General features: G+C 38.4%; 17 protein-coding genes and 1 pseudogene. 9 read left to right on the top strand and 9 right to left on the bottom strand.

Features of this window, described 5'->3' with window-relative positions; translation table 11 throughout:
* Positions 1-15: 15 nt before the first annotated feature.
* The 6 genes from A9996_RS10740 to A9996_RS10715 all read right to left on the bottom strand — a co-directional run bounded on the left by A9996_RS10740 (position 16) and on the right by A9996_RS10715 (position 9288).
* Positions 16-1785: a MutS-related protein gene (locus tag A9996_RS10740; protein WP_066434527.1), complete on the bottom strand. Its 1770-nt coding sequence runs from the start codon at positions 1783-1785 to the stop codon at positions 16-18.
* A gap of 16 nt (positions 1786-1801) precedes the next feature.
* A complete protein-coding gene (locus A9996_RS10735; protein ID WP_066434525.1) occupies positions 1802-2734 on the bottom strand; it encodes a M28 family peptidase in 933 nt (310 codons plus the stop codon).
* 100 nt (positions 2735-2834) lie between these two features.
* Positions 2835-3581, bottom strand: a complete 747-nt coding sequence (locus A9996_RS10730) for a succinate dehydrogenase/fumarate reductase iron-sulfur subunit (protein ID WP_066434522.1) — start codon at positions 3579-3581, stop codon at positions 2835-2837.
* 11 nt (positions 3582-3592) lie between these two features.
* Entirely contained in the window at positions 3593-5590 is a 1998-nt protein-coding gene (locus A9996_RS10725; protein WP_066434520.1) for a fumarate reductase/succinate dehydrogenase flavoprotein subunit, read from the bottom strand.
* Between the two features lie 14 nt (positions 5591-5604).
* Entirely contained in the window at positions 5605-6279 is a 675-nt protein-coding gene (locus A9996_RS10720) for a succinate dehydrogenase cytochrome b subunit (protein WP_066434517.1), read from the bottom strand.
* Between the two features lie 165 nt (positions 6280-6444).
* Complete coding sequence (locus tag A9996_RS10715) at positions 6445-9288, bottom strand: VPS10 domain-containing protein (RefSeq protein WP_066434510.1); 2844 nt, start codon at positions 9286-9288, stop codon at positions 6445-6447.
* A gap of 135 nt (positions 9289-9423) precedes the next feature.
* Between A9996_RS10715 and A9996_RS10710 the strand changes: the two are divergent.
* Positions 9424-10717: pseudogene (locus A9996_RS10710) on the top strand (aminopeptidase P N-terminal domain-containing protein).
* A gap of 96 nt (positions 10718-10813) precedes the next feature.
* Here the strand turns inward: A9996_RS10710 and A9996_RS10705 are convergent.
* Positions 10814-12136 carry an aspartate kinase gene (locus A9996_RS10705; RefSeq protein ID WP_066434505.1) on the bottom strand — a complete coding sequence of 441 codons (1323 nt, stop codon included), beginning with the start codon at positions 12134-12136 and terminating at the stop codon, positions 10814-10816.
* A 102-nt stretch (positions 12137-12238) separates the two neighbouring features.
* Here A9996_RS10705 and A9996_RS10700 point away from each other — a divergent pair, with 102 nt between their 5' ends.
* Positions 12239-12895, top strand: a complete 657-nt coding sequence (locus tag A9996_RS10700; RefSeq protein ID WP_066434497.1) for a hypothetical protein — start codon at positions 12239-12241, stop codon at positions 12893-12895.
* Here the strand turns inward: A9996_RS10700 and brnQ are convergent.
* The gene (gene brnQ / locus A9996_RS10695; protein ID WP_066434495.1) at positions 12873-14156 is read right to left on the bottom strand and encodes a branched-chain amino acid transport system II carrier protein; all 1284 of its coding nucleotides are present in this window, start codon (positions 14154-14156) and stop codon (positions 12873-12875) included. The genes A9996_RS10700 and brnQ overlap by 23 nt on opposite strands.
* A gap of 81 nt (positions 14157-14237) precedes the next feature.
* Between brnQ and A9996_RS10690 the strand changes: the two genes are divergently transcribed.
* Both A9996_RS10690 and A9996_RS10685 read left to right on the top strand, forming a co-directional pair.
* A complete protein-coding gene (locus A9996_RS10690; RefSeq protein WP_066434486.1) occupies positions 14238-15014 on the top strand; it encodes an alpha/beta fold hydrolase in 777 nt (258 codons plus the stop codon).
* Between the two features lie 61 nt (positions 15015-15075).
* Positions 15076-15336, top strand: a complete 261-nt coding sequence (locus A9996_RS10685) for a DUF1660 family phage protein (RefSeq protein WP_066434484.1) — start codon at positions 15076-15078, stop codon at positions 15334-15336.
* Between the two features lie 340 nt (positions 15337-15676).
* Here the strand turns inward: A9996_RS10685 and thiL are convergent, their stop codons facing one another.
* Positions 15677-16726, bottom strand: coding sequence for a thiamine-phosphate kinase (gene thiL, locus A9996_RS10675; RefSeq protein ID WP_066434477.1), 1050 nt, complete (start codon positions 16724-16726; stop codon positions 15677-15679).
* A gap of 162 nt (positions 16727-16888) precedes the next feature.
* Here thiL and A9996_RS10670 point away from each other — a divergent pair, with 162 nt between their 5' ends.
* The 5 genes from A9996_RS10670 (at position 16889) to A9996_RS10650 (ending at position 22400) form a co-directional block, all read left to right on the top strand.
* A complete protein-coding gene (locus A9996_RS10670) occupies positions 16889-17218 on the top strand; it encodes a HesB/IscA family protein (protein ID WP_066434475.1) in 330 nt (109 codons plus the stop codon).
* A gap of 75 nt (positions 17219-17293) precedes the next feature.
* Positions 17294-18739, top strand: coding sequence for a Fe-S cluster assembly protein SufB (gene sufB / locus A9996_RS10665; protein WP_066434473.1), 1446 nt, complete (start codon positions 17294-17296; stop codon positions 18737-18739).
* Between the two features lie 175 nt (positions 18740-18914).
* Complete coding sequence (sufC, locus tag A9996_RS10660) at positions 18915-19667, top strand: Fe-S cluster assembly ATPase SufC (protein ID WP_066434470.1); 753 nt, start codon at positions 18915-18917, stop codon at positions 19665-19667.
* Between the two features lie 73 nt (positions 19668-19740).
* Positions 19741-21054, top strand: coding sequence for a Fe-S cluster assembly protein SufD (gene sufD / locus A9996_RS10655; protein ID WP_066434462.1), 1314 nt, complete (start codon positions 19741-19743; stop codon positions 21052-21054).
* A 131-nt stretch (positions 21055-21185) separates the two neighbouring features.
* Positions 21186-22400 (top strand): aminotransferase class V-fold PLP-dependent enzyme, encoded by a 1215-nt coding sequence (locus A9996_RS10650; protein ID WP_066434458.1) that lies wholly within the window; start codon positions 21186-21188, stop codon positions 22398-22400.
* The last annotated feature ends 4 nt before the right edge of the window (positions 22401-22404 follow it).

Raw genomic sequence — 22404 nt, 5'->3', positions numbered from 1 at the left:
TGATAGGTCTGGGAATTAGATAATCTCCATCTTCTTCAATAGGAAACTAGCATTCATATTCTTGCACACGCCGGTCTTGAAGGTGTAATCAAAATGCAATTCGTCATCGATGATTTCAGCGTCAAAATAGTAGTTCTTTACTTCTGCTAGTTCTTTTTCTATATCACACAAACTTAAATCATGGGTAGCGATAATTCCTGTGGCATCAGAAGCCACTAGTTTTTCCACAAATTTGCGTGATCCAATGGCTTTATCTGTACTGTTGGTGCCTTTCAGAATTTCATCTAGGATAATAAAGTAGGGTTCTTGCTGAATGGCGTCTACGATGAATTTTAAGCGCGTCAATTCTGAAAAGAAGTATGAACTGTCGTCCGTCAACGAATCGCTGGTGCGCATGCTCGTGATCAGCTTAACAGGATTGTATGTGCTAGAAGAAGCACAAACCGGCAGACCAACATTAGCCATGACAATATGAAGCGAAACTGTTCTTAAAAACGTACTTTTTCCGGCCATATTCGCACCTGTAACAATGAAGAATTGTTCATTTTGAATGGTTAAATCATTGTCTACACGCTTTGCAACTTTTAATAACGGATGGCCTAGATCTTTTGCTTTGATAACCTCTTTATCATTCGTAACTTGAGGAAAGACATACTGCGGGTGATTGAAAGCATAATTTCCCAAACTGTTGTAAGCATCAAAAAAGGATACCACCTCAAACCAGTCTTCCACTTTGTTTTTATAATCTGCAAGCCATTGTTCTACTTTATAGCTGTTTTTTAAGTCTGTAAGGAAATAGCCGTTTCCAAAGATGGCTGAAATAAAATTATTTCTATTATCTAAAGCATCCATAACTTTGGACAATTTGTTAAAAATTATTGAAGCCGCTTCTGATTCTGACTTAATTTGCTTTTGCTTATCAACCAATACGTCAGATGTGAAGTTTTCATTTTCAATTTGATCGAGCAGTAGGGCATATTGCTTAAAAGTGTCCTTTATTTTTTCTGTATGATAGGCCAATACGTTGATTTTTTTGAGATAAATCGCAGTAATTGCCAAACCTACAAATAACCAATATCCTAAGAAGTCCACACTTAATACTTTCAAAAAAAACATTGACAATAGGATGACTGACCCCACAACATAGATCGTTGGGATCCACTGCATCGTTTTAGGTAAAAAGGATTTGTGGTCCTTTAACCAACTGATAATTGCATGTGCCGAAGTTTCCACGGTTATCAAACTTGCTGTGGCAGAATATAACTGTCGCCATTCGGGTTTTGAAGCGAGTTCTTTTATAGCCTCTTGACGTTGTTCAATGTCATTTACGTTATTTGCCTTTAATTCGGCTGCTAATTGCTGTGTGCCTTCTTTAATGACAGTTCTGTTGATAAATTGAAAGAATGAACCTCGGCCAAATAAATCGATGTCCAGACTGTAAAAATGTAGAGGGTCTTGAAATGACAGACCTTGATCTCTGTCGTGAAAATTACCTTTACTGATTTCAAGTTCTGTTTTATTGATATCTGTCAAGGCTATTTTTAACTGTCTTTGGGCCTTAATATCTGTGTGTTTAGATAATAGAACTATAAAAATCAAGAGGCCGGCAATAGCGATGCCTGCGGCCAATTGCCAGTTGGAGTAGGTCATGTAAACACCAAAAGCCGTCAACAAAAACACCAAAATACGTAGGGTACTGAAAAGTGTCATTTGTTTATATAAGGCGCTTGCCTCAGTTTGATAGCGCTCTGATTGTTGTTGGTAATATGTATTTGGGTTATCCATAACTAAAAAGTTTAATCTAAAGGCGCATCTTGTCTATTATGGCGAAAATTGAAATCACAGTATTGACGGCCTTTTTGTAAAATTCCGGTTGGATGTTTTCAAAGTCATCCGTTGGTTTATGATAGTCTTTATGATCCTCTACGCCAAAGTATAGAAAAGGTATGTTTTTTTTGTGAAAAGGTGCATGGTCTGATGAATTGGTCCAATTCTCTAGTCCATCTTTACCATCATGACCCATCAACAGCGTGATATCTTTTACAGTTTTATACTTGGAAATTACAGTGCGTAAAGTGTTGTTAAAAGCTGTCCCGACAACATATAGTTCATTGTTATCATTACGGCTAATCATATCCATATTGATGTTTAGGTTAATACGTTCCAATGGAACAATAGAATTATTGACGAAATAGCGTGACCCACTAATCCCCAATTCTTCTGCATCAAAAGCGGCCAAAATAACAGAATGCTCTGGTGGATGCTTTTCAAAATATTCAGCAAAAGCAAATAGGGCTGCTATTCCTGATGCGTCATCATCTGCTCCATTATATATTTGATTATTTTTTATGCCTTCATGGTCATAATGGGCACTGATGACAATATAGTGGTCCTGATGTTTTGAGCCTTTTATATAGCCTAAAACATTCACGCCTTGATACGATTTTCCTCTTGCCGTAAAAGAAAATGGTTGCTGGTAATCATCTGCTAAAGGCTGAATATTAAATTTTTTATACTTCTCTATAATGTAGTCTTTTGCTTTTTTGCCACCTTCAGTGCCGGTGCGTCGGCCTTCAAAGGCATCTGAAGACAGCATCTTAATATTGGCAATTAAACTTTCAGTGTTGAAATTATAGTGGTCTTGTGCTTGTTTTGGTTGCTCAAGTTTTTGTGCGCTGGATAGCGTAACAATGCATAAAAAGAAGAAAATGGAAATGCACAATCTGTGTTTCATGATAGAGGAGATTTAGGATATAAAGAAACAAAAAATCCCAATAATGAATTGGGATTTTGTTAGCGATTAATTTTTTCCCTTTGGGAAGGCTAGAATGGGATTACCCTTTGAAAGTTGCAGATAGGTATTCACGGTTCATGCGTGCGATATTTTCTAGAGAAATGCCTTTAGGACATTCTACTTCACATGCTCCAGTATTGGTACAATTACCAAATCCTTCTTCGTCCATTTGTTTTACCATGTTCAGTACGCGCTCAGTTGCTTCAATCTTTCCTTGAGGCAATAAGGCAAATTGAGACACTTTAGCACTAACGAATAACATTGCGGAAGAGTTTTTACAACTTGCCACACAGGCACCACAACCAATGCAGGTTGCTGCCATAAAAGACATGTCTGCATCATGTTTGTTGACCGGAATAGTGTTTGCATCAACAGTTTTTCCTGAGGTATTCACAGAAATAAATCCACCTGCATGTTGAACACGATCAAAAGAACCTCTGTCTACCACCAAATCCTTGATTACAGGAAAGGCGGTGGCTCTAAATGGTTCAATATGAATGGTATCACCGTCCTTGAACATACGCATGTGTAGTTGACAGGTGGTAACTAAACGATCCGGGCCATGAGCTTCACCATTGATAAACAATGAGCAAGAACCGCAAATGCCTTCACGACAATCATGGTCAAAGGCAACGGGCTCTTCGCCTTTATTAATGAGTTGGCCGTTTAAAACATCCAACATTTCTAGGAAAGACATGTCGCCATCAATACCATCAATTTGGTAATCGACGAGTTTTCCTTTGGTGTCAGCGTTTTTTTGACGCCATATTTTTAAGGTTAATTTCATAACGTTACTTCTTATTTATAACTTCTCTCTTTCACTTCAATATTCTCATACTCCAATTCTTCTTTATGGAGAATAGCATCTTTAGGTTCGCCTTGGTATTCCCAGGCAGATACGAATTGGAATTCAGGACTTCTTAAGGCTTCTCCTTCTGCTGTTTGGTGTTCTTCCCTAAAATGTCCTCCAGCAGATTCTTCTCTTTGGAGTGCATCTTTGGCAAACAATTCGCCTAATTCCAAGAAGTCTGCAACACGCATCGCTTTCGCCAATTCTTCATTCAACTCGTTTTGGGTGCCAGGAACTCTTACATCTTTCCAGAATTCTTTTCGTAGTTCTGAAATTTGGACTATAGCTTCTCTCAAACCTTCTGCATTACGTGCCATTCCACATTTATTCCACATGATCTTTCCAAGTTTTTTATGGAAATAATCTACTGAATGTGAGCCATTATTGTTGATCAAATGATCTAAATTTTCTTTCACATTCTTCTCTGCTTGGTCAAACTCTGGACTATCTGTAGGGATTTTGCCAGTTCTAATATCTTTTGATAGATAATCGCCTATGGTGTAAGGCAATACAAAGTAACCATCGGCTAAGCCCTGCATTAGTGCTGACGCACCAAGACGGTTGGCACCGTGGTCAGAGAAATTGGCTTCTCCAATAGAATATAAGCCAGGAATATTGGTCATCAAGTTGTAATCCACCCAAAGTCCACCCATGGTATAATGCACCGCAGGATAAATCATCATTGGTGTTTCATAAGGGTTCTGGTCTACAATTTTTTCATACATCTGGAAGAGGTTGCCATATTTTTCTTTAATGACTTCTTGACCTAATCTCTTTACCAATGCGGCATCATTTTCATCCAAACCTCTTACGTGTGCACGTTCTTTTCCATAACGTTGAAATGCAGCAGCGAAATCCAAATATACTGCTTCTCCAGTTTTATTGACACCATAACCTTCATCACAACGCTCTTTTGCTGCACGTGAGGCTACATCACGAGGCACCAAGTTTCCAAAAGCTGGATAACGGCGCTCTAAATAATAGTCTCTATTTTCTTCAGGTATGGCTGTTGGTTTTAAATTTCCTTCTCTAATAGCCTTAACATCATCCATGTTTTTTGGAACCCAAATACGGCCGTCATTACGAAGCGATTCTGACATCAATGTTAATTTAGACTGATGGTCTCCAGAAACAGGGATACATGTTGGGTGAATTTGAGTGTAACATGGGTTTGCAAAGAAGGCACCACGTTTGTGGGCTTTCCAAGCAGCAGTCACGTTACTTCCCATAGCGTTAGTGGACAGGAAGAATACGTTTCCGTATCCTCCAGAACCTAAAACTACGGCATGGGCAGAATGACGCTCAATCTCTCCAGTGACTAAATTTCTTGCGATAATTCCTCTTGCTTTTCCGCCAACAACAACAACGTCCAGCATTTCATGGCGGTTGTACATTTTTATTTTACCACGCCCTATTTGACGGTTCATGGCTGAATAAGCACCTAACAATAATTGCTGTCCGGTTTGACCAGCGGCATAAAATGTACGTGACACCAATACCCCACCAAAAGAACGATTATCTAAATAACCACCGTATTCACGAGCAAAAGGAACCCCTTGCGCTACGCACTGGTCAATGATATTGGACGAAACTTCGGCCAAACGATAAACGTTTGCTTCACGAGAACGGTAATCACCACCTTTTACGGTATCATAAAATAAACGGTATACAGAATCACCATCACCTTGATAGTTTTTTGCAGCATTGATTCCACCCTGGGCAGCAATAGAGTGTGCACGTCGTGGCGAATCCTGAAAACAGAATGCTTTTACGTTGTACCCCAATTCTGCTAAAGTTGCTGCAGCTGAACCTCCGGCTAATCCAGTACCAATAACAATAACGTCAATGTTACGTTTGTTGGCAGGATTGACAAGATCAATGTGATTTTTATAATTGGTCCACTTGTCAGCCAGTGGGCCTTCTGGTATTTTTGGATCTAAAGCCATATTAGATATTTTTTTTAGTAATTAAAATGATGGTAAAGTGCGATGAAAATAAATCCTAATGGGATAATGATTGCATACGCCTTACCAAACCCTTTTAATCCTCTTGTATATTTGTTATTGGCTCCTACCGACTGAAATGCGGAGCTGAAACCATGTAATAGGTGTAATGATAAAAACACAAAAGCAAGACAGTAGAGGGCAACGCGCCAAACGTCTACAAATTTGTGCTGTAATTCTTCAAAATAACGGTAATTGCCATCTGGAAGTAATCCAGACATATCACCTTGGATGTATTTGGTATTGATTTCTGGTAACCAAAAATCGTAAAAATGAAGTCCAAGGAAAAGCAAAATTGCGCCACCTGTGTAAATCATGTTTCTGCTCATCCATGTAGAATTGGCATTGCCGTTATTCTTGGCATAGGCGATTTTTCGTGCGTTTCTGTTTCTTACTTCCAATACCATTCCCATCACAAAGTGAAAAATGACACCCAAAATTAAAATGGGTTGAAAAATATATTGCACAATCCAGAACGTTCCCATAAAATGGGAGGTGTTGTTAAAAGCCTCTGGACTAAACACAGAAAGGATATTAATTGCAAAATGTTGTAATAAGAAAATCATAAGGAAGAATGCAGAAAGCGCCATGGCAAACTTTCTTCCAATTGAAGAATTAAAAATTCCGCTCATCGTTTGAAGTTAGTTTATTGAGGCGCAAAGATACGCCTCAAACGTTTGAATGCCAAAAAATAGCTTCATTTATACTTATTTGGAATCATTTTAATTAGAGCTCAAACTTTTCACTCCCGTCACTTCGCGATTGAAAATTGGGAAGTCTGTGAATTACAGTTTAAATCATTTGATCTCCAATTTTGTTTGTTGATCTCCTATTTGAATGGTATACGTCCCTTTTGGGAGATAAAATTTCCCGTTTTTAGATGGATCTATTTTAAGATTAGAATCTTCTTTGAGCAATGCTTTTCTCCCATTGTCGGTGATAGTCAAATCATAGTCTATATAATTAAATCCTTTATTGGCATCTACTTTTATAGTTTGTAAATCAGCGTTTTTGTCTGATAAAATGGTAATCGTTTGTTTGCCTGAATCTTTTGCATAAAATTCTAATGTTGTAGAAGGCTCAAAAGGCTTAGACCAGCTTCCAAAAGTATCTCCCCAACGTGGTGAAAACCTTACCGATTTTGCATCAAAAAGCGTGATGGCTTTATTCATTTTATCGCTATCTATGTTTTGTAACCCTTCAATATTTGCCAAATAAATGCTTCGGCCATGAGTGCCCAATAACAAATCATTAGCTTCTGGTTGAATGGCAATATCGTGTACCGCCACAGCTGTCAAACCGTTGCTAAAGGCATCCCAAGAGTTGCCCATGTCAAAAGATACATAAGCACCATTGTCTGTCCCTACAAAAAGAATATTTTCATTCTTCGGGCTTTCTCTAATCACATTTACTGGAGATGTAGGAATGTTGCTACTGATGCTCTTCCAAGTCTTTCCGTAATCATCACTCATATACAGATAGGTCGTGAAATCATCCCATCGATACCCGTTAAGCGCCACATACACACGCTCCTTTTTATGTTCTGATGCAATAATTCTACTTACCCAAAGATCTTTTGGTAAGGTAGCAGTGATATTTTCCCAACTGCCGCCAGCATCTTTGGTAACGTGTATCAAACCATCATCACTACCAGTATAGAGCAACCCAAATTGAAAAGGCGATTCACTAATGGAAGCCAACGTTCCATAGGCCACGTTTCCTTTTTTGCCACCATTGGTCAAATCATCACTGATAGCTGTCCAATCCGTACCTTGGTTCATGGAACGCATCAATTTATTGCCTCCCAAGTATAAGATGTCTTGATTGTGAGACGATAACAGAATAGGGGTTTGCCAGTTGAATCGATAGGGGTTTTCGCCTAATTCATGTTTGGGTTGAATGTAGGTCTGTTGGTCCTTTTCACGGTCGATTCTGAAATAATTCCCAAATTGAAATCCGGTGTAAACAATGTTCGAATTTCTGCTGTCCACCTGAACTTGCATCCCATCACCACCCATAATACTTTTCCATGGGTATTGGCCAGATTGGTGCCAGCCTACATCTTCTCTGGCATTGTGAGCACCAACCCAAACACCATTGTCTTGCAGGCCACCATATACATTATAAGGTTTTTCATTATCTACAGCAATGGCGTAGAATTGTCCAACCGCAGTTGAATTATGCAAAGTCCAATTGGCGCCATCGTCATACGTCATATTGACGCCACCATCATTCCCGTTAATGATGTGATTTGGGTTTTTCGGATTGATCCAAAGCGCATGATGATCAGCATGTACATTAGGGGCATTCATGGACGTAAATGTCTTTCCGCTATCTTTTGATTTTAAGATTGGTACGCCATAAACATAAATATGTTCTGGATTGTTTGGAGCCACATAAATATGTCCAAAATAATACCCATAACTATAATAGAGGTCATCAATATAGCCCTCGTGTGTTTTTTTCCAAGACTTACCACCATCTGTACTTTTGTAAATTTCAGCGCCAATTACAGGAGTATCGAACAATTGCGAATTGGCATCCTCAAGATATTTTGCCAAATCAATAGGCTTTACAATCCCACTTCTAACCATTTGCTTCACATTTTCTGAACGGTATTTTTCTTGAAAACCGTTCATTCGCAAATAGGAATTTAGCTTTTTGTCTTCAAGCTTTAGGAAATTTTCAACGCTCATCGACTTAAATTCGTCTTTACTCATCACGTCCTTGCTTTCTTTTTTATCATTTGCAGGTCTGTGGAACTGATTGTCGTGAATAGCGTAAATGGTATTGGCATCATAAATAGCCAACCCAATCCGTCCCACGCCTTCGCCAACCGGAAATCCGCTTTTTTCAGTAGTAACTCTAATCCAGGTATTTCCCGCATCGGTACTTTTATAGATGGCAGAATTGTTGCCGCTTCCCTCAAAATTCCAAGCCTTGCGGTCTTTGGTCCAAGCTGAGGCGAACATTAAATTATAATTGTTAGGATCATGTTGCATATCGATAACGCCGGTTAGGTTATCCAAAAAAAGCGTTTGTTGCCAAGTTTTGCCCCCATCCATAGTTTTGTAAATACCACGTTCAGAATTTGGAGAATATAAGTGTCCAGTCACGCCAACAGTCACTTCGTCAGGATTGTTTGGGTTGATGAGAATGCGTCCTATATGATGTGAGTCTGTTAAACCCATGTTTTGCCAAGTACTGCCGCCATCTGTAGATTTTAGTATGCCGATGCCCGCATAGCTTGAGCGTGAGGCATTGTTTTCGCCAGTTCCTACCCAAATCGTATTCGAGTTCCAATCTACTGCAATGTCACCAACATTTTGAGTGTTGGCATTATCCAAAACGGGTTCAAAAGTGGTTCCATTATTTTTGGTATGCCATAGCCCCCCTGAGGCATATGCTGCATAAAATTCGATTGGATTTTCAGGATTCACTGCTAAATCTGTAATACGGCCACTCATAACGGTTGGCCCAATATTTTTAAAAACCACATTTTTTACCAAAGAATTTTTGGTCATGTCGTCTTTCTGCTGAAGTGATTTTTCAATGGTTTTGGATGGGGTGGACGGTTGCTGTCCAAATGTTAAAAAAGAGCATAGGCTCAATAATAAATAGGAGATTTTTGACAATTTCATAAGACTAGTTTTTTTAGCGTTTGAAAATTAACCATAATGTACATGCCAGCAAAATTTGGGGTTAAAAGTTTCATAAAAGAAGGAGATATTTTTTTTAGGGGCACTAAATCTGTAAATTTGGAAAAACTACACATCATGAAATACGATCAAATAGACGGCAACCTCTTTATAAAAAATCGTAAAAAACTTTATGGCTAAGATGAAGCCGAATAGTTTGGCGGTTTTCAACTCTAATGACATCTATCCTATCAGTGCAGATAGCACGATGCCGTTTCAACAACACCGTGATATTTTTTATCTAAGTGGCGTGGATCAAGAAGAAAGTATTTTGGTGCTCTTTCCTGATTGTCCAAAAGAAAAGCATCGTGAAATTTTATTCTTAAAAGAAACCAATGATCATATTGCCGTTTGGGAAGGTGAAAAATTGACCAAGGATGCTGCTTTTGAAACGTCTGGCGTCAAAACGGTGTATTGGTTGAAAGACATGGAAAAAATAATGTTTGAATTGATGACGCAATGCGATACGGTTTACATCAACACTAATGAACACTACCGTGCCAATGTGGAAACTGAAACTCGTGAAGACCGTTTTACAAAATGGTTAAAGGAAAAGTATCCTGCACATGCCGTAGCTAAGAGCAATCCTATTTTACAGCGTTTACGTGCTGTAAAAGATCCGATTGAGATTGATTTGATGCAAAAAGCCTGCAATATTACTGAAAAAGGTTTTAGGAGACTTTTAGGTTTTGTAAAGCCTGGCGTTTGGGAATATGAGATTGAAGCGGAATTGATGCACGAATTTTTACGTAACCGCTCTAAAGGTTTTGCTTACACCCCTATTATTGCTTCAGGTAACAACGCAAATGTGTTGCATTACGTGGTCAATAACCAAAAATGTAAAGCCGGTGATTTGATCCTCTTGGACGTTGGTGCAGAGTACGCCAATTATGCCAGTGATATGACGCGAAGTATTCCAGTGTCAGGGAAATTTTCAAAGCGCCAAAAAGAGGTGTACAATGCTGTTAACCGAGTGAAGAAAGATGCTTCCAAAATGTTGGTTCCAGGGACAGATTGGGCAGAATACCATAAGGAAGTTGGGAATTTGATGACTTCAGAATTAATAGGTTTGAAATTATTGGACAAAGCCGATATTCAAAATGAGGATAAAGATTGGCCAGCCTATAAAAAATACTTTATGCACGGAACCAGCCACAATATTGGGTTGGACACACATGATTACGGAATTTTAACTGAGCCAATGCAAGAACAGATGGTGTTTACCGTTGAACCTGGTATTTATATTCCTGAGGAAGGTTTTGGTATCCGTTTGGAAGATGATTTGGTGATTCAAAAGAAAGGCGAACCGATGAACTTGATGGGGAACATTCCTATTGAAGCAGAGGAGATTGAAGACCTTATGAATTCATAAGAACTAAAATAAGGCACTCAACAAAAGTGCCTTTTTAATTTTAGATTGAAACTTGAGAGGTTGTCGCCGCGAAGCGCTGATGCTCTCAGGTTTTTTTTATGGGGGCACCAAATCAAATACATAGCGGTTGAGTTTTCTTAAAGTCTCTACTTTATCACTCGTGTTGATCAGCAATGAAATGTTATTGTTGCTGCCGCCATATGATATCATTCTAACGTTGACGTCCTGTAATATCTGGAACAATTTTGGCGTATCAGGATGATAGACGATATGGTGGCCTACCAGACACACAATGGTTCGAAATTTATCAACTTCCACCATCGCAAACTTCTCCAACTCCGCAACAATGTCAGACAGATGTTTGGTGTCATCAATGGTCAATGATATGGCAATCTCTGAAGTTGTGATCATATCAATGGAGGTTTCATATTTCTCAAATATTTCAAAAACTTTTTTCAAGAAACCGTGTGCCAATAGCATTCTGGCAGATTTAATTTTGATAGCCGTAATGCCATCCTTGGCGGCAATGGCTTTGATGCCTTCACCATGAATGGCATTGGTAATTAAGGTGCCATAGGAGGAAGGTGACATCGTATTTTTTAAACGGACAGGAATGTCAACATCTCTTACCGGGGTGACGGTTTGAGGGTGTAAAATTTTAGCTCCAAAATAGGCCAATTCGGCTGCTTCATCAAATGACAAATTTGAAATGGCGTGGGTTTCTGGTACAAAACGCGGATCGTTATTGTGAAAGCCGTCAATATCTGTCCAAATTTGAACTTCTTTGGCCTTTAAGGCAGCACCAATAATAGTAGCCGTGTAATCACTGCCGCCACGTTGTAAGTTGGCAATTTGGCCATCAGCATCCAAACAAATAAAACCTTGGGTGATGTAAATATCCGCCTCAGGAAGTTCTTTGATCATACGGTTAAAGTTCTGACGGATATAAAAATTATCTGGTTCATTGAATTTGTCAATCCGCATAAAGTCAAGCGCAGGCAATAGGCAGGCATTCAGACCTTCTTGTTTTAGAAAGCGGCTGAAAATAAAGGTAGATAGCAATTCGCCTTGAGCAATTATTTTGTTGGCAATCAAAGTCGAAAAGTTCGCATTTGCTGCTGCTTTCAAAGTGTCAAAAATGGAACTGACATAAGCATCAACTTCTGTTTTGACATCAAGATGATGAATCAATCGGCTCACCGTAAGGTTATAAGTGGTGTGAAGATCAGAGATAAGCTCCAAAGCGTTTTCTATTTCCTTAAACTTAATACACTCTGAAATTGTGACTAAGGCGTTGGTGGTTCCGGACATGGCGGATAATACCACAACTTTACGCTGACCATCATTGATTATGTTTTTAACGTTGGTCATGTTTTCTATCGACCCTACTGAGGTCCCTCCAAATTTCAATACAAGCATAATCTTAGATTTTAATCGTGCGAAAATAAACGTAACATGTCTTAGCGCCATAGAAATTAAAATATTTGACTAATTTTACACAAAATGTTATATAATTAACAAATGAAAACTATCGCAGCTTGTGTAGGACAGATTTTGATTGGACAGCCTTTTTTGGAGGAGGCTTTGTCAAGAGGGATTATTAATTACTCTGCTTTAGCGGAAGAATTGGTGGTTCCTATTAGTGAGCTGTTGAAAAAACCAGTAAAATCTGGTGCGATTATGATGGCGTTGCGAAGGTACCAGCCGCCCACCGATTTTAGAAATTCATTAAAACTTAAGCGCGTCATTCAAAATCTGGGAGATATTACAGTTCGGTCTAATTTAACCGATTTCACTTTTCAAAATTCAAAAACTTTAATCCATAGCCACTCCAAAATTATGGAACAATTGGACGGGTATTCGAACGTGTTTTATGCGTTTACAAGAGGCATCTATGAAAGCAATATCATTATTTCGACGGCACAGAAACACAATATTCTAAAGAGTTTCCAATACGAGATTTTACTAGGAGAAAAGGCAGAATTATCTGCAATTACCATCAGCTTGCCTTCAGACAATTCGAAGGTGACTGGACTCTATTACCAAATCTTCAAGCGGTTGGCTTGGGAAGACATCGCCCTATATGAAGTGGTCTCAACTACCAATGAGTTTACAATTTTGGTCGAGGATGAGGTGGTGGACAGAGCCTTTTCTGTTATGAAGCGTTTGAAAGATTAAATTTTTGAAAAATGTTAAGCGTCACAAACGCTATTAGAGCAGGAAAAATCCAGCCTAAATTATAGGGTGCCAAAGGAATGACATCAATAATAGTATTCAAACGTTCTGAAGGCATCAAAATTTTCAAAAAGTCTGGAATGCTGAAGATAAATGCCGTGATGACCACGCCTTTAAATACCAGAGCTGAAGCCCATTTTTCTGGAATGACGTTCAACAAAATTAAAATGATGGTAATCGGATAAATAAACATGAGCGCAGGAATGGCTACATCAATAATAAATCCAACATCAAATTGCCCCATTAAAATTCCTAAAAAGCATCCTATCACTGCAGTGAGCGTATAAGCGGTTTGTGAGTTTTTGAAGACGCCTTTTATGTAATCTGCCGTTCCGGTAATAATTCCCACGGCAGTGGTAAAACAAGCCAGTGCTATTAAAATACTCAATAAGCTGGCACCCGCACTTCCTAATGTTTTGTTGCCCAAACCAAGAAGTAATGTTGACCTTGAAATAGTTTCAGGAAATTCGGAATTGTGTAACGCTCCTATCAAAATAAGACCTGTATAGATGATAAACAATCCGAAGCCAGCTAATAGTCCAGATTTAAAAATGAGCTGCTTTTTTTCTGAAGAAGAGCGGGAATCCTTTAAATTGATGGAGATTATTAAAACCGCGCCCACTACAAGTGCTGCAATGGCATCGAACGTTTGGTAACCTTCTAAGATGCCATCAACTACAGGGGTTTTAAATTGTGTGGATTGCATGGTGTCTGGAGATGAAAAAATAGCAATGCCTATAATTGCCAGTAATATAATAATGATGATGGGCGTCAAATATTTTCCCAAGAGATCCAAAACTTTTGAGCGGTTCATCACAAAGATAAAGACCAATATAAAATATAGGGAACTCGTTAAGAGGCTGCTGCTATTAAAAAATGGTGCAATGGCCATTTCGTGAGTTACTGATGCCGTTCTTGGCGCAGGTAGTATGACGCAAATACCATAAACAATCAAGCAATAAATGGTGCTGAAAAGAGGCGACACTTTTTTTCCAAAATCAAATAATGTACCCTGAAGTTTGGCATGTGCAACAATTCCGAAAATTGGAATAATCACTGCGGTAATGATAAAACCAATGGTGACCAACAACCAATCATTTCCAGCTTTAAATCCTAAAAAAGGGGGTAAAATTAAATTTCCAGCGCCAAAAAACATCGAAAATAAAGCGAAACCGGTGATAAAGACGTCTTTGGTTTTATTCATAGTGTGCAATCCTGTTTTGATAGCCAACTCATTACGGTCAACTGAAGACTAAAACATATCTTTGCCGAATATAGCTCAAAAATGATTTTAGAATACAAAGACATCCCAATTTTTTATAAGGATCAAGGCCAAGGAAACGTAGTTGTTTTGCTTCATGGGTTTCTCGAAACCTCTATCATGTGGAAGAATTTGATTTCGGAAATTGATAACACCCACAGAGTTATCGCCATAGACTTGTTGGGCCATGGTCAAACGGGCTGTTTAGGATACATCCATACCATGGAAATGATGGCAGAGGCCGTAGGGTTTGTATTGGATTATTTGAAAATAAAAACAGCTATACTTATTGGACATTCTATGGGTGGCTATGTTGCTTTGGCTTTTGCTGAAGCGCATCCTGAAAAAGTTGAGCGACTATGTTTAGTGAATTCTACACCGTTTTCAGATTCTCCTGAACGCCAAATTAACAGAGATCGTGCGGTGAGGGCTGTAAAACAAAACCATAAAAATTTTATCAGGATGTCCATTGCCAATTTGTTCAGTGTTGACCATAGAGAACAGTTTGTCGAAGAAATTGAGTTCATAAAGATGGTGGCCATGAAGTTGCCAGTTCAAGGAATTGTTGCAGCTTTAGAAGGTATGAAAATCAGGAAAGATAGAAGTGGAATATTAAAGAATAGTGATGTTCCCAAATTGGTCATCCTTGGGCATCAAGATCCTGTATTGGAATATGATACCGTGCTGCCGCAATTGAAAGGTTTAGGGGTTGAAATTGTCGCATTTGTTGGTGGGCATATGTCTTATATCGAAAATATTAAAGAATTTACTTACAAAGTTAAACTCTTTATCGAAAATTAAAGTGTTTTGACGTTAATTTTAGTTTTTTTTTTTAAGTTAGTCATCTCTAACTATAATAACCATGAAAAAAACTACCAATGCTCCAGCCCCAATGAAACTATATTGCAATCTCTTTGGTCACAACTATGAAGTTTCTAAAAAAGTTACCTCGCATGTAAAAGAATATACCTGCAAATGCTGCAAAAAGCAATTAACCACCAACAGCGATGGCGCGTTGACTGAGTTGACGCCCAAATTTAAAGAAATCAATTCAATATTAGAAGAGATGTACGTGCGTAGGATGGAGCGCTCACAAGAAAAAGCTTTCAGTTCTTCATATTGAATTAAAAACAGGCTTTTAATCATGCAATTTTTCTCAGGCAATTTGATAATTAGTACAAGATTAACATATAATTTTTTTAAATCTGATTCAATTTAATTACAATGTCGGATGTTATAAAAGCTTGAGTTTTGAAAAATTTATATTGCAGATTATTTAACCACGATTTTATTATAAAAAGCGAAATCACTAAGTTCGTTAAGGAATATACCTGTTTGAATTGTGGGAAACAATTGACCACGAGTGATCAAGGAGAACTCATCCCCTTGACCGACAAAAGGCGCGAAACCAATGAGGAGTTAAGAAAACTCTACATTAAAAGAAGAAAATTAAAAAAGAATGCTTATTGATCTTTAAGTGCATTCCAGCCCTTAGCAATTAATGGTACAAGAGTTTCTCCACGTGTCACCAAATGCATGCCTCTTTCTTTTTCAGTCATATAACCAATGACCGTGAAATTTGGGTTGCCCTTAATCTTTGGAAAGTCTTCTTGAGAAATGGTCATTAACAATTCATAATCTTCTCCACCATTTAATGCAATAGTTGTGCTGTCCATATTGAATTCTTCACATGTAGAAATGACTTGCGGGTCTAGCGGAATTTTATTTTCGTACAATTCTGCACCAACATCACTTTGCTTGCACAAATGAATGATTTCTGAAGAGAGCCCATCGCTAATATCAATCATTGATGTTGGCTTCACTTTTAAATCTTTCAGAAGTTTAACAATGTCCTTTCTTGCTTCAGGCTTGAGCTGTCTTTCAACAATATAGGTGTACATGTCCAAATCAGGCTGATTGTTTGGGTTGACCTTAAACACTTCCTTTTCTCTTTGTAATACTTGAAAGCCCATATAAGCGGCACCCAAATCACCAGTAACCACTAGTAGGTCGTTAGGTTTGGCACCACTTCTATAAACCACATCGTTTTTGCTGACCTCTCCAATTGCGGTCACAGAAATAATCAATCCGGTAGTTGATGAGGTGGTATCACCTCCAACAATATCCACGTCATAAATTTTTGCGGCAGCTTCAAATCCCGTATAAAGTTCTTCAACGGCCTCTAAGGGGAATCTATTGGAGACGGCAATAGATATAGTGACCTGAGTGGCTGTGGCGTTCATGGCATAAACATCAGACAAATTGACCATAATGGCTTTGTATCCCAAGTGCTTAAGTGGCATGTAGCTCAAGTCAAAATGCACGTGTTCTACCAATAAATCAGTGGTAACGACTACCTGTTTTGATTTAAAATCTAAAACAGCAGCATCATCACCTATCCCTTTAACGGTCGATTTTTGTGTAATTTCAAAATGTTTGGTCAAATGGTCTATAAGGCCAAATTCGCCCAAATCCCCTAAGGACGTGCGTTGCTCGTTTTTATCTTCTATCATCTTGCAAATTTATCAATTAGCCCAGTAATACACGAGCTTTTATTACAAAATTATGATAGAACAGTGCTATGCCAGCATTTGCTAATATAATGTTAGGTTGCATGGTAAAACCCTACTTAAGTTGTATATTCGCAGTCTATTTAGAAATAATCTATATAACGAATGATAAAAGTATCTGAAACAGCTAAAAAGAAGGTCATTGAACTGATGAGTGATGAAGGCTTTAACTCGATAACCGACTTTGTGCGCGTTGGTGTAAAAAGTGGTGGTTGTTCGGGTTTATCATATGATTTGAAGTTTGACAACTCACAGCAAAATGAGGATAAGGTATTTGAGGACAATGGCGTAAAAATTATTGTCGACAAGAAAAGTTTTTTATACCTCATTGGCACCACTCTTGAATACTCAGGAGGTTTAAACGGAGCGGGTTTTGTGTTTAACAATCCAAATGCCAATCGCACGTGTGGGTGTGGGGAATCGTTTTCCCTTTAATAACACCCCAATTCCCTTTAACAATACCCCAATCTTCCCAAGCGGAAGGAGTTGAATAAATAATAAATTCTGAACATGAAGTATACAGAAGACGATTTAAGAGAAGAATTAAAAACTAAGGAATACGAATATGGTTTTTACACAGATATTGAGTCTGATACATTGCCCATTGGTTTAAGTGAAGATGTCGTTCGTGCCATTTCTTTAAAAAAGGAAGAGCCACAATGGATGACTGATTGGCGTGTGGAATCGTTCCGTGCATGGCAAGAAATGATAGAGCCAGAATGGGCAAATGTTAATTATGTAAAACCAGATTTCCAAGCTATTTCCTACTATTCTGCGCCCAATACCAAACCAAAATTGGATAGTTTAGATGAGGTGGACCCGGAATTATTGGAAACTTTCAAGAAACTCGGGATTTCTCTCGATGAGCAGAAAATGTTATCAGGTGTTGCCATGGATGTTGTTATTGACTCTGTTTCAGTGGCCACAACATTCAAGAAAACCTTGAACGAAAAAGGTATTATTTTCTGTTCTATGAGCGACGCTATCAAAGAACATCCAGAACTGGTTAAAAAACATTTAGGTACTGTGGTGCCACAAAAGGATAATTTTTACGCAGCCCTAAACTCTGCCGTATTCAGTGATGGTAGTTTTTGTTACATACCAAAAGGTGTGAGGTGTCCGATGGAACTATCTACCTATTTCCGAATCAACCAAGCAAATACAGGACAATTTGAAAGAACCCTTGTTATTGCTGATGAAGGAAGTTACGTGAGTTATTTGGAAGGATGTACAGCGCCAAGTAGAGATGAAAATCAATTGCACGCTGCGGTGGTAGAATTAATTGCTATGGATGATGCAGAGATCAAGTACTCAACCGTTCAAAACTGGTTCCCAGGAAACAAAGAAGGCAAAGGAGGAGTTTATAATTTTGTGACCAAAAGAGGGATATGTGAGAAAAACGCTAAAATTTCATGGACACAAGTAGAAACCGGTTCAGCTGTTACATGGAAATATCCAAGTTGTATTTTGAAGGGTGACAATTCAGTGGGCGAGTTTTATTCCATTGCAGTGACCAATAATCACCAACAGGCAGATACCGGAACCAAAATGATCCATTTGGGAAAAAATACCAAATCGACCATTATTTCTAAAGGTATTTCAGCAGGTAAATCGCAAAACTCATATAGAGGTTTAGTTCAGATCAATTCAAGAGCTGATAATGCCCGTAATTTCTCTCAGTGCGATAGTTTGCTGATGGGTAACGATTGTGGTGCGCATACCTTCCCATATATTGAAGTTAAAAACAAAACGGCAATTATAGAACATGAAGCAACGACCAGTAAAATTGGTGAAGACCAAATTTTTTACTGTAACCAGCGTGGTATTGACACTGAAAAAGCAATTGCATTGATTGTTAATGGATTTAGTAAGGAAGTTTTGAATAAACTACCGATGGAGTTTGCCATTGAGGCACAAAAACTCTTGGAAATAAGTTTGGAAGGTTCCGTAGGATAATAAGTCCTGCCAGAGCACTCACTTGCAAAACTGACGTTAAGTAGCTGCTCTTTGCTGAGTAAATAAAGTGTTCAAATTAGGAGTACAAAATAGAAAAATATAACACTCAAACTCTGAAAGCCAACGATCAGAATTTGGCCCCCAATTATCGGGAAAATAATAGAAAGTAAATCGTATGTTGAAAATTAATAATTTACACGCAAGTGTTGAAGATAAAGCCATCTTAAGAGGCATCAATTTGGAAGTAAAAGCAGGTGAGGTACACGCCATAATGGGGCCAAACGGTTCTGGTAAGAGTACTTTGGCATCTGTAATAGCTGGTAAAGATGAGTATGAAATGACTGAGGGAGAAATCCTATTGGAGAATGAAAATATTAATGAGTTAGCACCAGAAGAACGCGCTCACAAAGGTATTTTCTTGTCTTTTCAATATCCCATTGAAATTCCTGGTGTTTCTGTAACCAATTTTATAAAAACAGCCATCAATGAAACTCGTAAAGCCAACGGCCTTCCTGACATGCCAGCCAATGAAATGCTGAAAATGATTCGTGAAAAATCTGAGATGTTAGAAATTGACCGTAAATTTTTGTCCAGATCATTGAACGAAGGTTTTTCAGGTGGTGAAAAGAAACGTAACGAAATTTTTCAATTGGCCATGTTAGAGCCAAAATTAGCCATCCTTGATGAAACCGATTCAGGTTTGGATATTGATGCGTTACGTATCGTGGCCAATGGCGTCAACAAATTGAGAAGTAAAGATAACGCTGTCATTGTCATCACGCACTACCAACGTTTACTTGATCATATTGTGCCTGATTTTGTACATGTCTTGTATGAAGGACGCATTGTAAAATCTGGAGGGAAGGAATTGGCTCATGAGCTTGAAGAAAAAGGCTACGATTGGATTAAGGAAGAAGTGAACGCATAATTTAAGTATGCAGTCCACAGTAGGCAGTCTTCAGTGACTGCCAACTGATAACTGCCAACTGAAGACTGAAAAAATGGAACTAAAAGAAAAACTCATAGCCTCATTTATGGCATTCGAAAATCTCGTGGATATTGATTTGCCCGTACATGATGTGCGTAGTGAAGCGATAAAAGAATTTGAAAGTCAAGGCTTTCCGTCCAAACGTGATGAAGCCTGGAAATACACCTCATTAAATAGTATTTTGAAACATGATTACAGTGTTTTTCCAAAGCTTGAAAACCATATCGATTATAACGATATTAAAAAATATTTCATTCACGATATTGACACTTATAAAATTGTCTTTATTGATGGAAAATATTCGTCACATCTTTCTGAAACAACACATGATGGGATTGATGTATGCTTGATGTCGTCAGCATTATCAAAGCCAAAATACCGACTCATTATTGAAAATTATTTCAATAAGGTGGCTACAAAAGACAGCCTCTCCTCATTAAATACTGCCTTTTCACAAGAAGGTGCTTACATCCACATCCCGAAAAATAAATTGGTAGCAAAGCCAATACAGATTGTGCATTTTTCAACCGGTAATGAAGCAGCTTTAATGTTGCAACCCCGCAATTTGATTGTTGTAGATGAAAATTCGCATGTTCAAATTATTGAACGTCATCAAAGTTTGACTGACAATCCAGTATTGACCAATAGTGTCACTGAAGTTTTTGCTAACAAACGCGCCATTGTGGATTATTATAAGATCCAGAATGATAATCAAAATGCATCTTTGATTGACAGTACCTTTGTAAATCAAAAACGCGAAAGTGTGGCTTCAGTGCATACCTTCTCTTTTGGAGGGAAACTGACGCGCAACAATCTCAATTTTTATCAAAATGGAGAGCGTATTGATTCTACAATGAAAGGGATCACTATTATTGGCAACAAACAACATGTAGATCACAATACACTAGTGCATCATATTGAACCAAATTGCGAAAGTCACCAAGACTACAAAGGCATTTATGGAGATAGTTCTACAGGTGTCTTCAACGGGAAAGTGCTTGTGAATAGAGAAGCCCAAAAAACCAATGCGTTTCAGGCCAACAACAATATTTTGTTGAGTGACAAAGCCAGTATCAACACCAAACCGCAATTGGAAATTTTTGCAGATGACGTTAAATGTTCGCATGGTTGTACCATTGGGCAATTGGATGACAGTGCCATGTTCTACCTGCGCTCTAGAGGTATTCCAGAAAAAGAAGCGAAGGCTTTATTGATGTTTGCCTTTAGTAACAACGTGATGAGTTCGGTCAAAATCCCAGAGATTAAACAACGTATCACCAAGATTATCGCTAATAAATTAGGGGTTAATACTGGGTTTGATTTGTAATCTTTATAGGAGTTTAAATCATTTTAATTAAATCTCAATTTTTATTTGGAGCTATTTCCAGCTTTCGGCAGTCGCTCTCTGCGAGGAGCTCCAACAAATGCCTCAATCTGGGCTATGTAAAAAAGACACCTATGTTCAACGTAGAAACCATAAGAAAAGATTTCCCAATACTTCACAGACAAGTCAATGGGAAGCCGTTGGTATATTTTGACAATGCCGCCACCTCACAAACACCACAACAAGTGATGGATGCTATTGTGGAGTATTATTCAAATTACAATGCGAATATCCACAGAGGTGTGCATAGCTTAAGTCAGGAAGCCACTGATAAATATGAACAAGCACGTTTAACGATTCAAAAACATTTTAATGCCAAAGCGTCTCATGAAATCATTATGACCTCTGGTACTACGCACGGCATCAATTTGGTGGCTAGTGGTTTTACGACACTGCTCAAAAAAGGTGATGAAGTAATCGTTTCTGCTCTTGAGCATCATAGCAATATTGTGCCGTGGCAAATGTTGTGCGAACGCACTGGCGCCATTTTAAGGGTTCTTCCTATGAATGATGAAGGCGAATTGGTGATGGCTGCTTACGCCGACTTACTTTCAGAAAAAACAAAACTCGTTTTTGTCAATCATATTTCAAATGCTTTAGGGACCATTAATCCTATAAAACAGATTATTGAACAGGCACATGCCGTTGGCGCAGCAGTTTTAGTGGATGGCGCTCAGGCATGTCCTCATCTCAAACCTGATGTCCAAGCTTTGGATGTCGATTTTTACGTGACCTCAGCACATAAAATGTGTGGTCCAACAGGTGTTGGAATGTTGTACGGTAAGGAAGACTGGCTTAATAAATTACCAGCTTATCAAGGCGGTGGTGAGATGATTGCAGAAGTGACTTTTGAGAAAACGACTTATGCAGATTTGCCACACAAATTTGAAGCTGGCACTCCAAACATCTGTGGAGGGATCGCCTTTGGTGCAGCCATTGATTATATGAACCATATCGGTTTTGAAAATATTGCTACGTATGAGCACGAACTTTTGGAATATGCCACAGCACAACTTCTAGAAATAGAAGGGTTGAAAATTTATGGGACCGCTAAAGAAAAAACTTCGGTGATTTCTTTTAATCTCAAAGGGATTCATCCATATGATGTTGGGACACTACTTGACAAAATGGGTGTTGCCGTGCGTACCGGTCACCATTGTGCTCAGCCTATCATGGATTATTATAAAATTCCTGGCACCGTAAGGGCTTCTTTTGCATTTTACAATACCAAACAGGAAATTGATACTTTAGTTTCAGGCGTTAAAAAGGCCAAAATGATGTTATCCTAAACTT

The sequence above is a fragment of the Gelidibacter algens genome, from assembly GCF_001678675.1.
GTDB classification, from domain to species: Bacteria; Bacteroidota; Bacteroidia; order Flavobacteriales; family Flavobacteriaceae; genus Gelidibacter; species Gelidibacter algens.
This window is presented reverse-complemented; position numbering and strand designations above follow the sequence as displayed.

Coding starts and splice junctions, on each gene's coding strand:
- A9996_RS10725 (WP_066434520.1), bottom strand. CDS start 5,590: ATGGCTTTAGATCCAAAAATACCAGAAGGCCCACTGGCTGACAAGTGG.
- sufB (WP_066434473.1), top strand. CDS start 17,294: ATGAAGTATACAGAAGACGATTTAAGAGAAGAATTAAAAACTAAGGAA.
- A9996_RS10720 (WP_066434517.1), bottom strand. CDS start 6,279: ATGAGCGGAATTTTTAATTCTTCAATTGGAAGAAAGTTTGCCATGGCG.
- A9996_RS10730 (WP_066434522.1), bottom strand. CDS start 3,581: ATGAAATTAACCTTAAAAATATGGCGTCAAAAAAACGCTGACACCAAA.
- A9996_RS10705 (WP_066434505.1), bottom strand. CDS start 12,136: ATGCTTGTATTGAAATTTGGAGGGACCTCAGTAGGGTCGATAGAAAAC.
- A9996_RS10740 (WP_066434527.1), bottom strand. CDS start 1,785: ATGGATAACCCAAATACATATTACCAACAACAATCAGAGCGCTATCAA.
- A9996_RS10650 (WP_066434458.1), top strand. CDS start 21,186: ATGTTCAACGTAGAAACCATAAGAAAAGATTTCCCAATACTTCACAGA.
- A9996_RS10715 (WP_066434510.1), bottom strand. CDS start 9,288: ATGAAATTGTCAAAAATCTCCTATTTATTATTGAGCCTATGCTCTTTT.
- A9996_RS10735 (WP_066434525.1), bottom strand. CDS start 2,734: ATGAAACACAGATTGTGCATTTCCATTTTCTTCTTTTTATGCATTGTT.
- sufD (WP_066434462.1), top strand. CDS start 19,741: ATGGAACTAAAAGAAAAACTCATAGCCTCATTTATGGCATTCGAAAAT.
- brnQ (WP_066434495.1), bottom strand. CDS start 14,156: ATGAATAAAACCAAAGACGTCTTTATCACCGGTTTCGCTTTATTTTCG.
- sufC (WP_066434470.1), top strand. CDS start 18,915: ATGTTGAAAATTAATAATTTACACGCAAGTGTTGAAGATAAAGCCATC.
- A9996_RS10690 (WP_066434486.1), top strand. CDS start 14,238: ATGATTTTAGAATACAAAGACATCCCAATTTTTTATAAGGATCAAGGC.
- A9996_RS10700 (WP_066434497.1), top strand. CDS start 12,239: ATGAAAACTATCGCAGCTTGTGTAGGACAGATTTTGATTGGACAGCCT.
- A9996_RS10670 (WP_066434475.1), top strand. CDS start 16,889: ATGATAAAAGTATCTGAAACAGCTAAAAAGAAGGTCATTGAACTGATG.
- thiL (WP_066434477.1), bottom strand. CDS start 16,726: ATGATAGAAGATAAAAACGAGCAACGCACGTCCTTAGGGGATTTGGGC.
- A9996_RS10685 (WP_066434484.1), top strand. CDS start 15,076: ATGAAAAAAACTACCAATGCTCCAGCCCCAATGAAACTATATTGCAAT.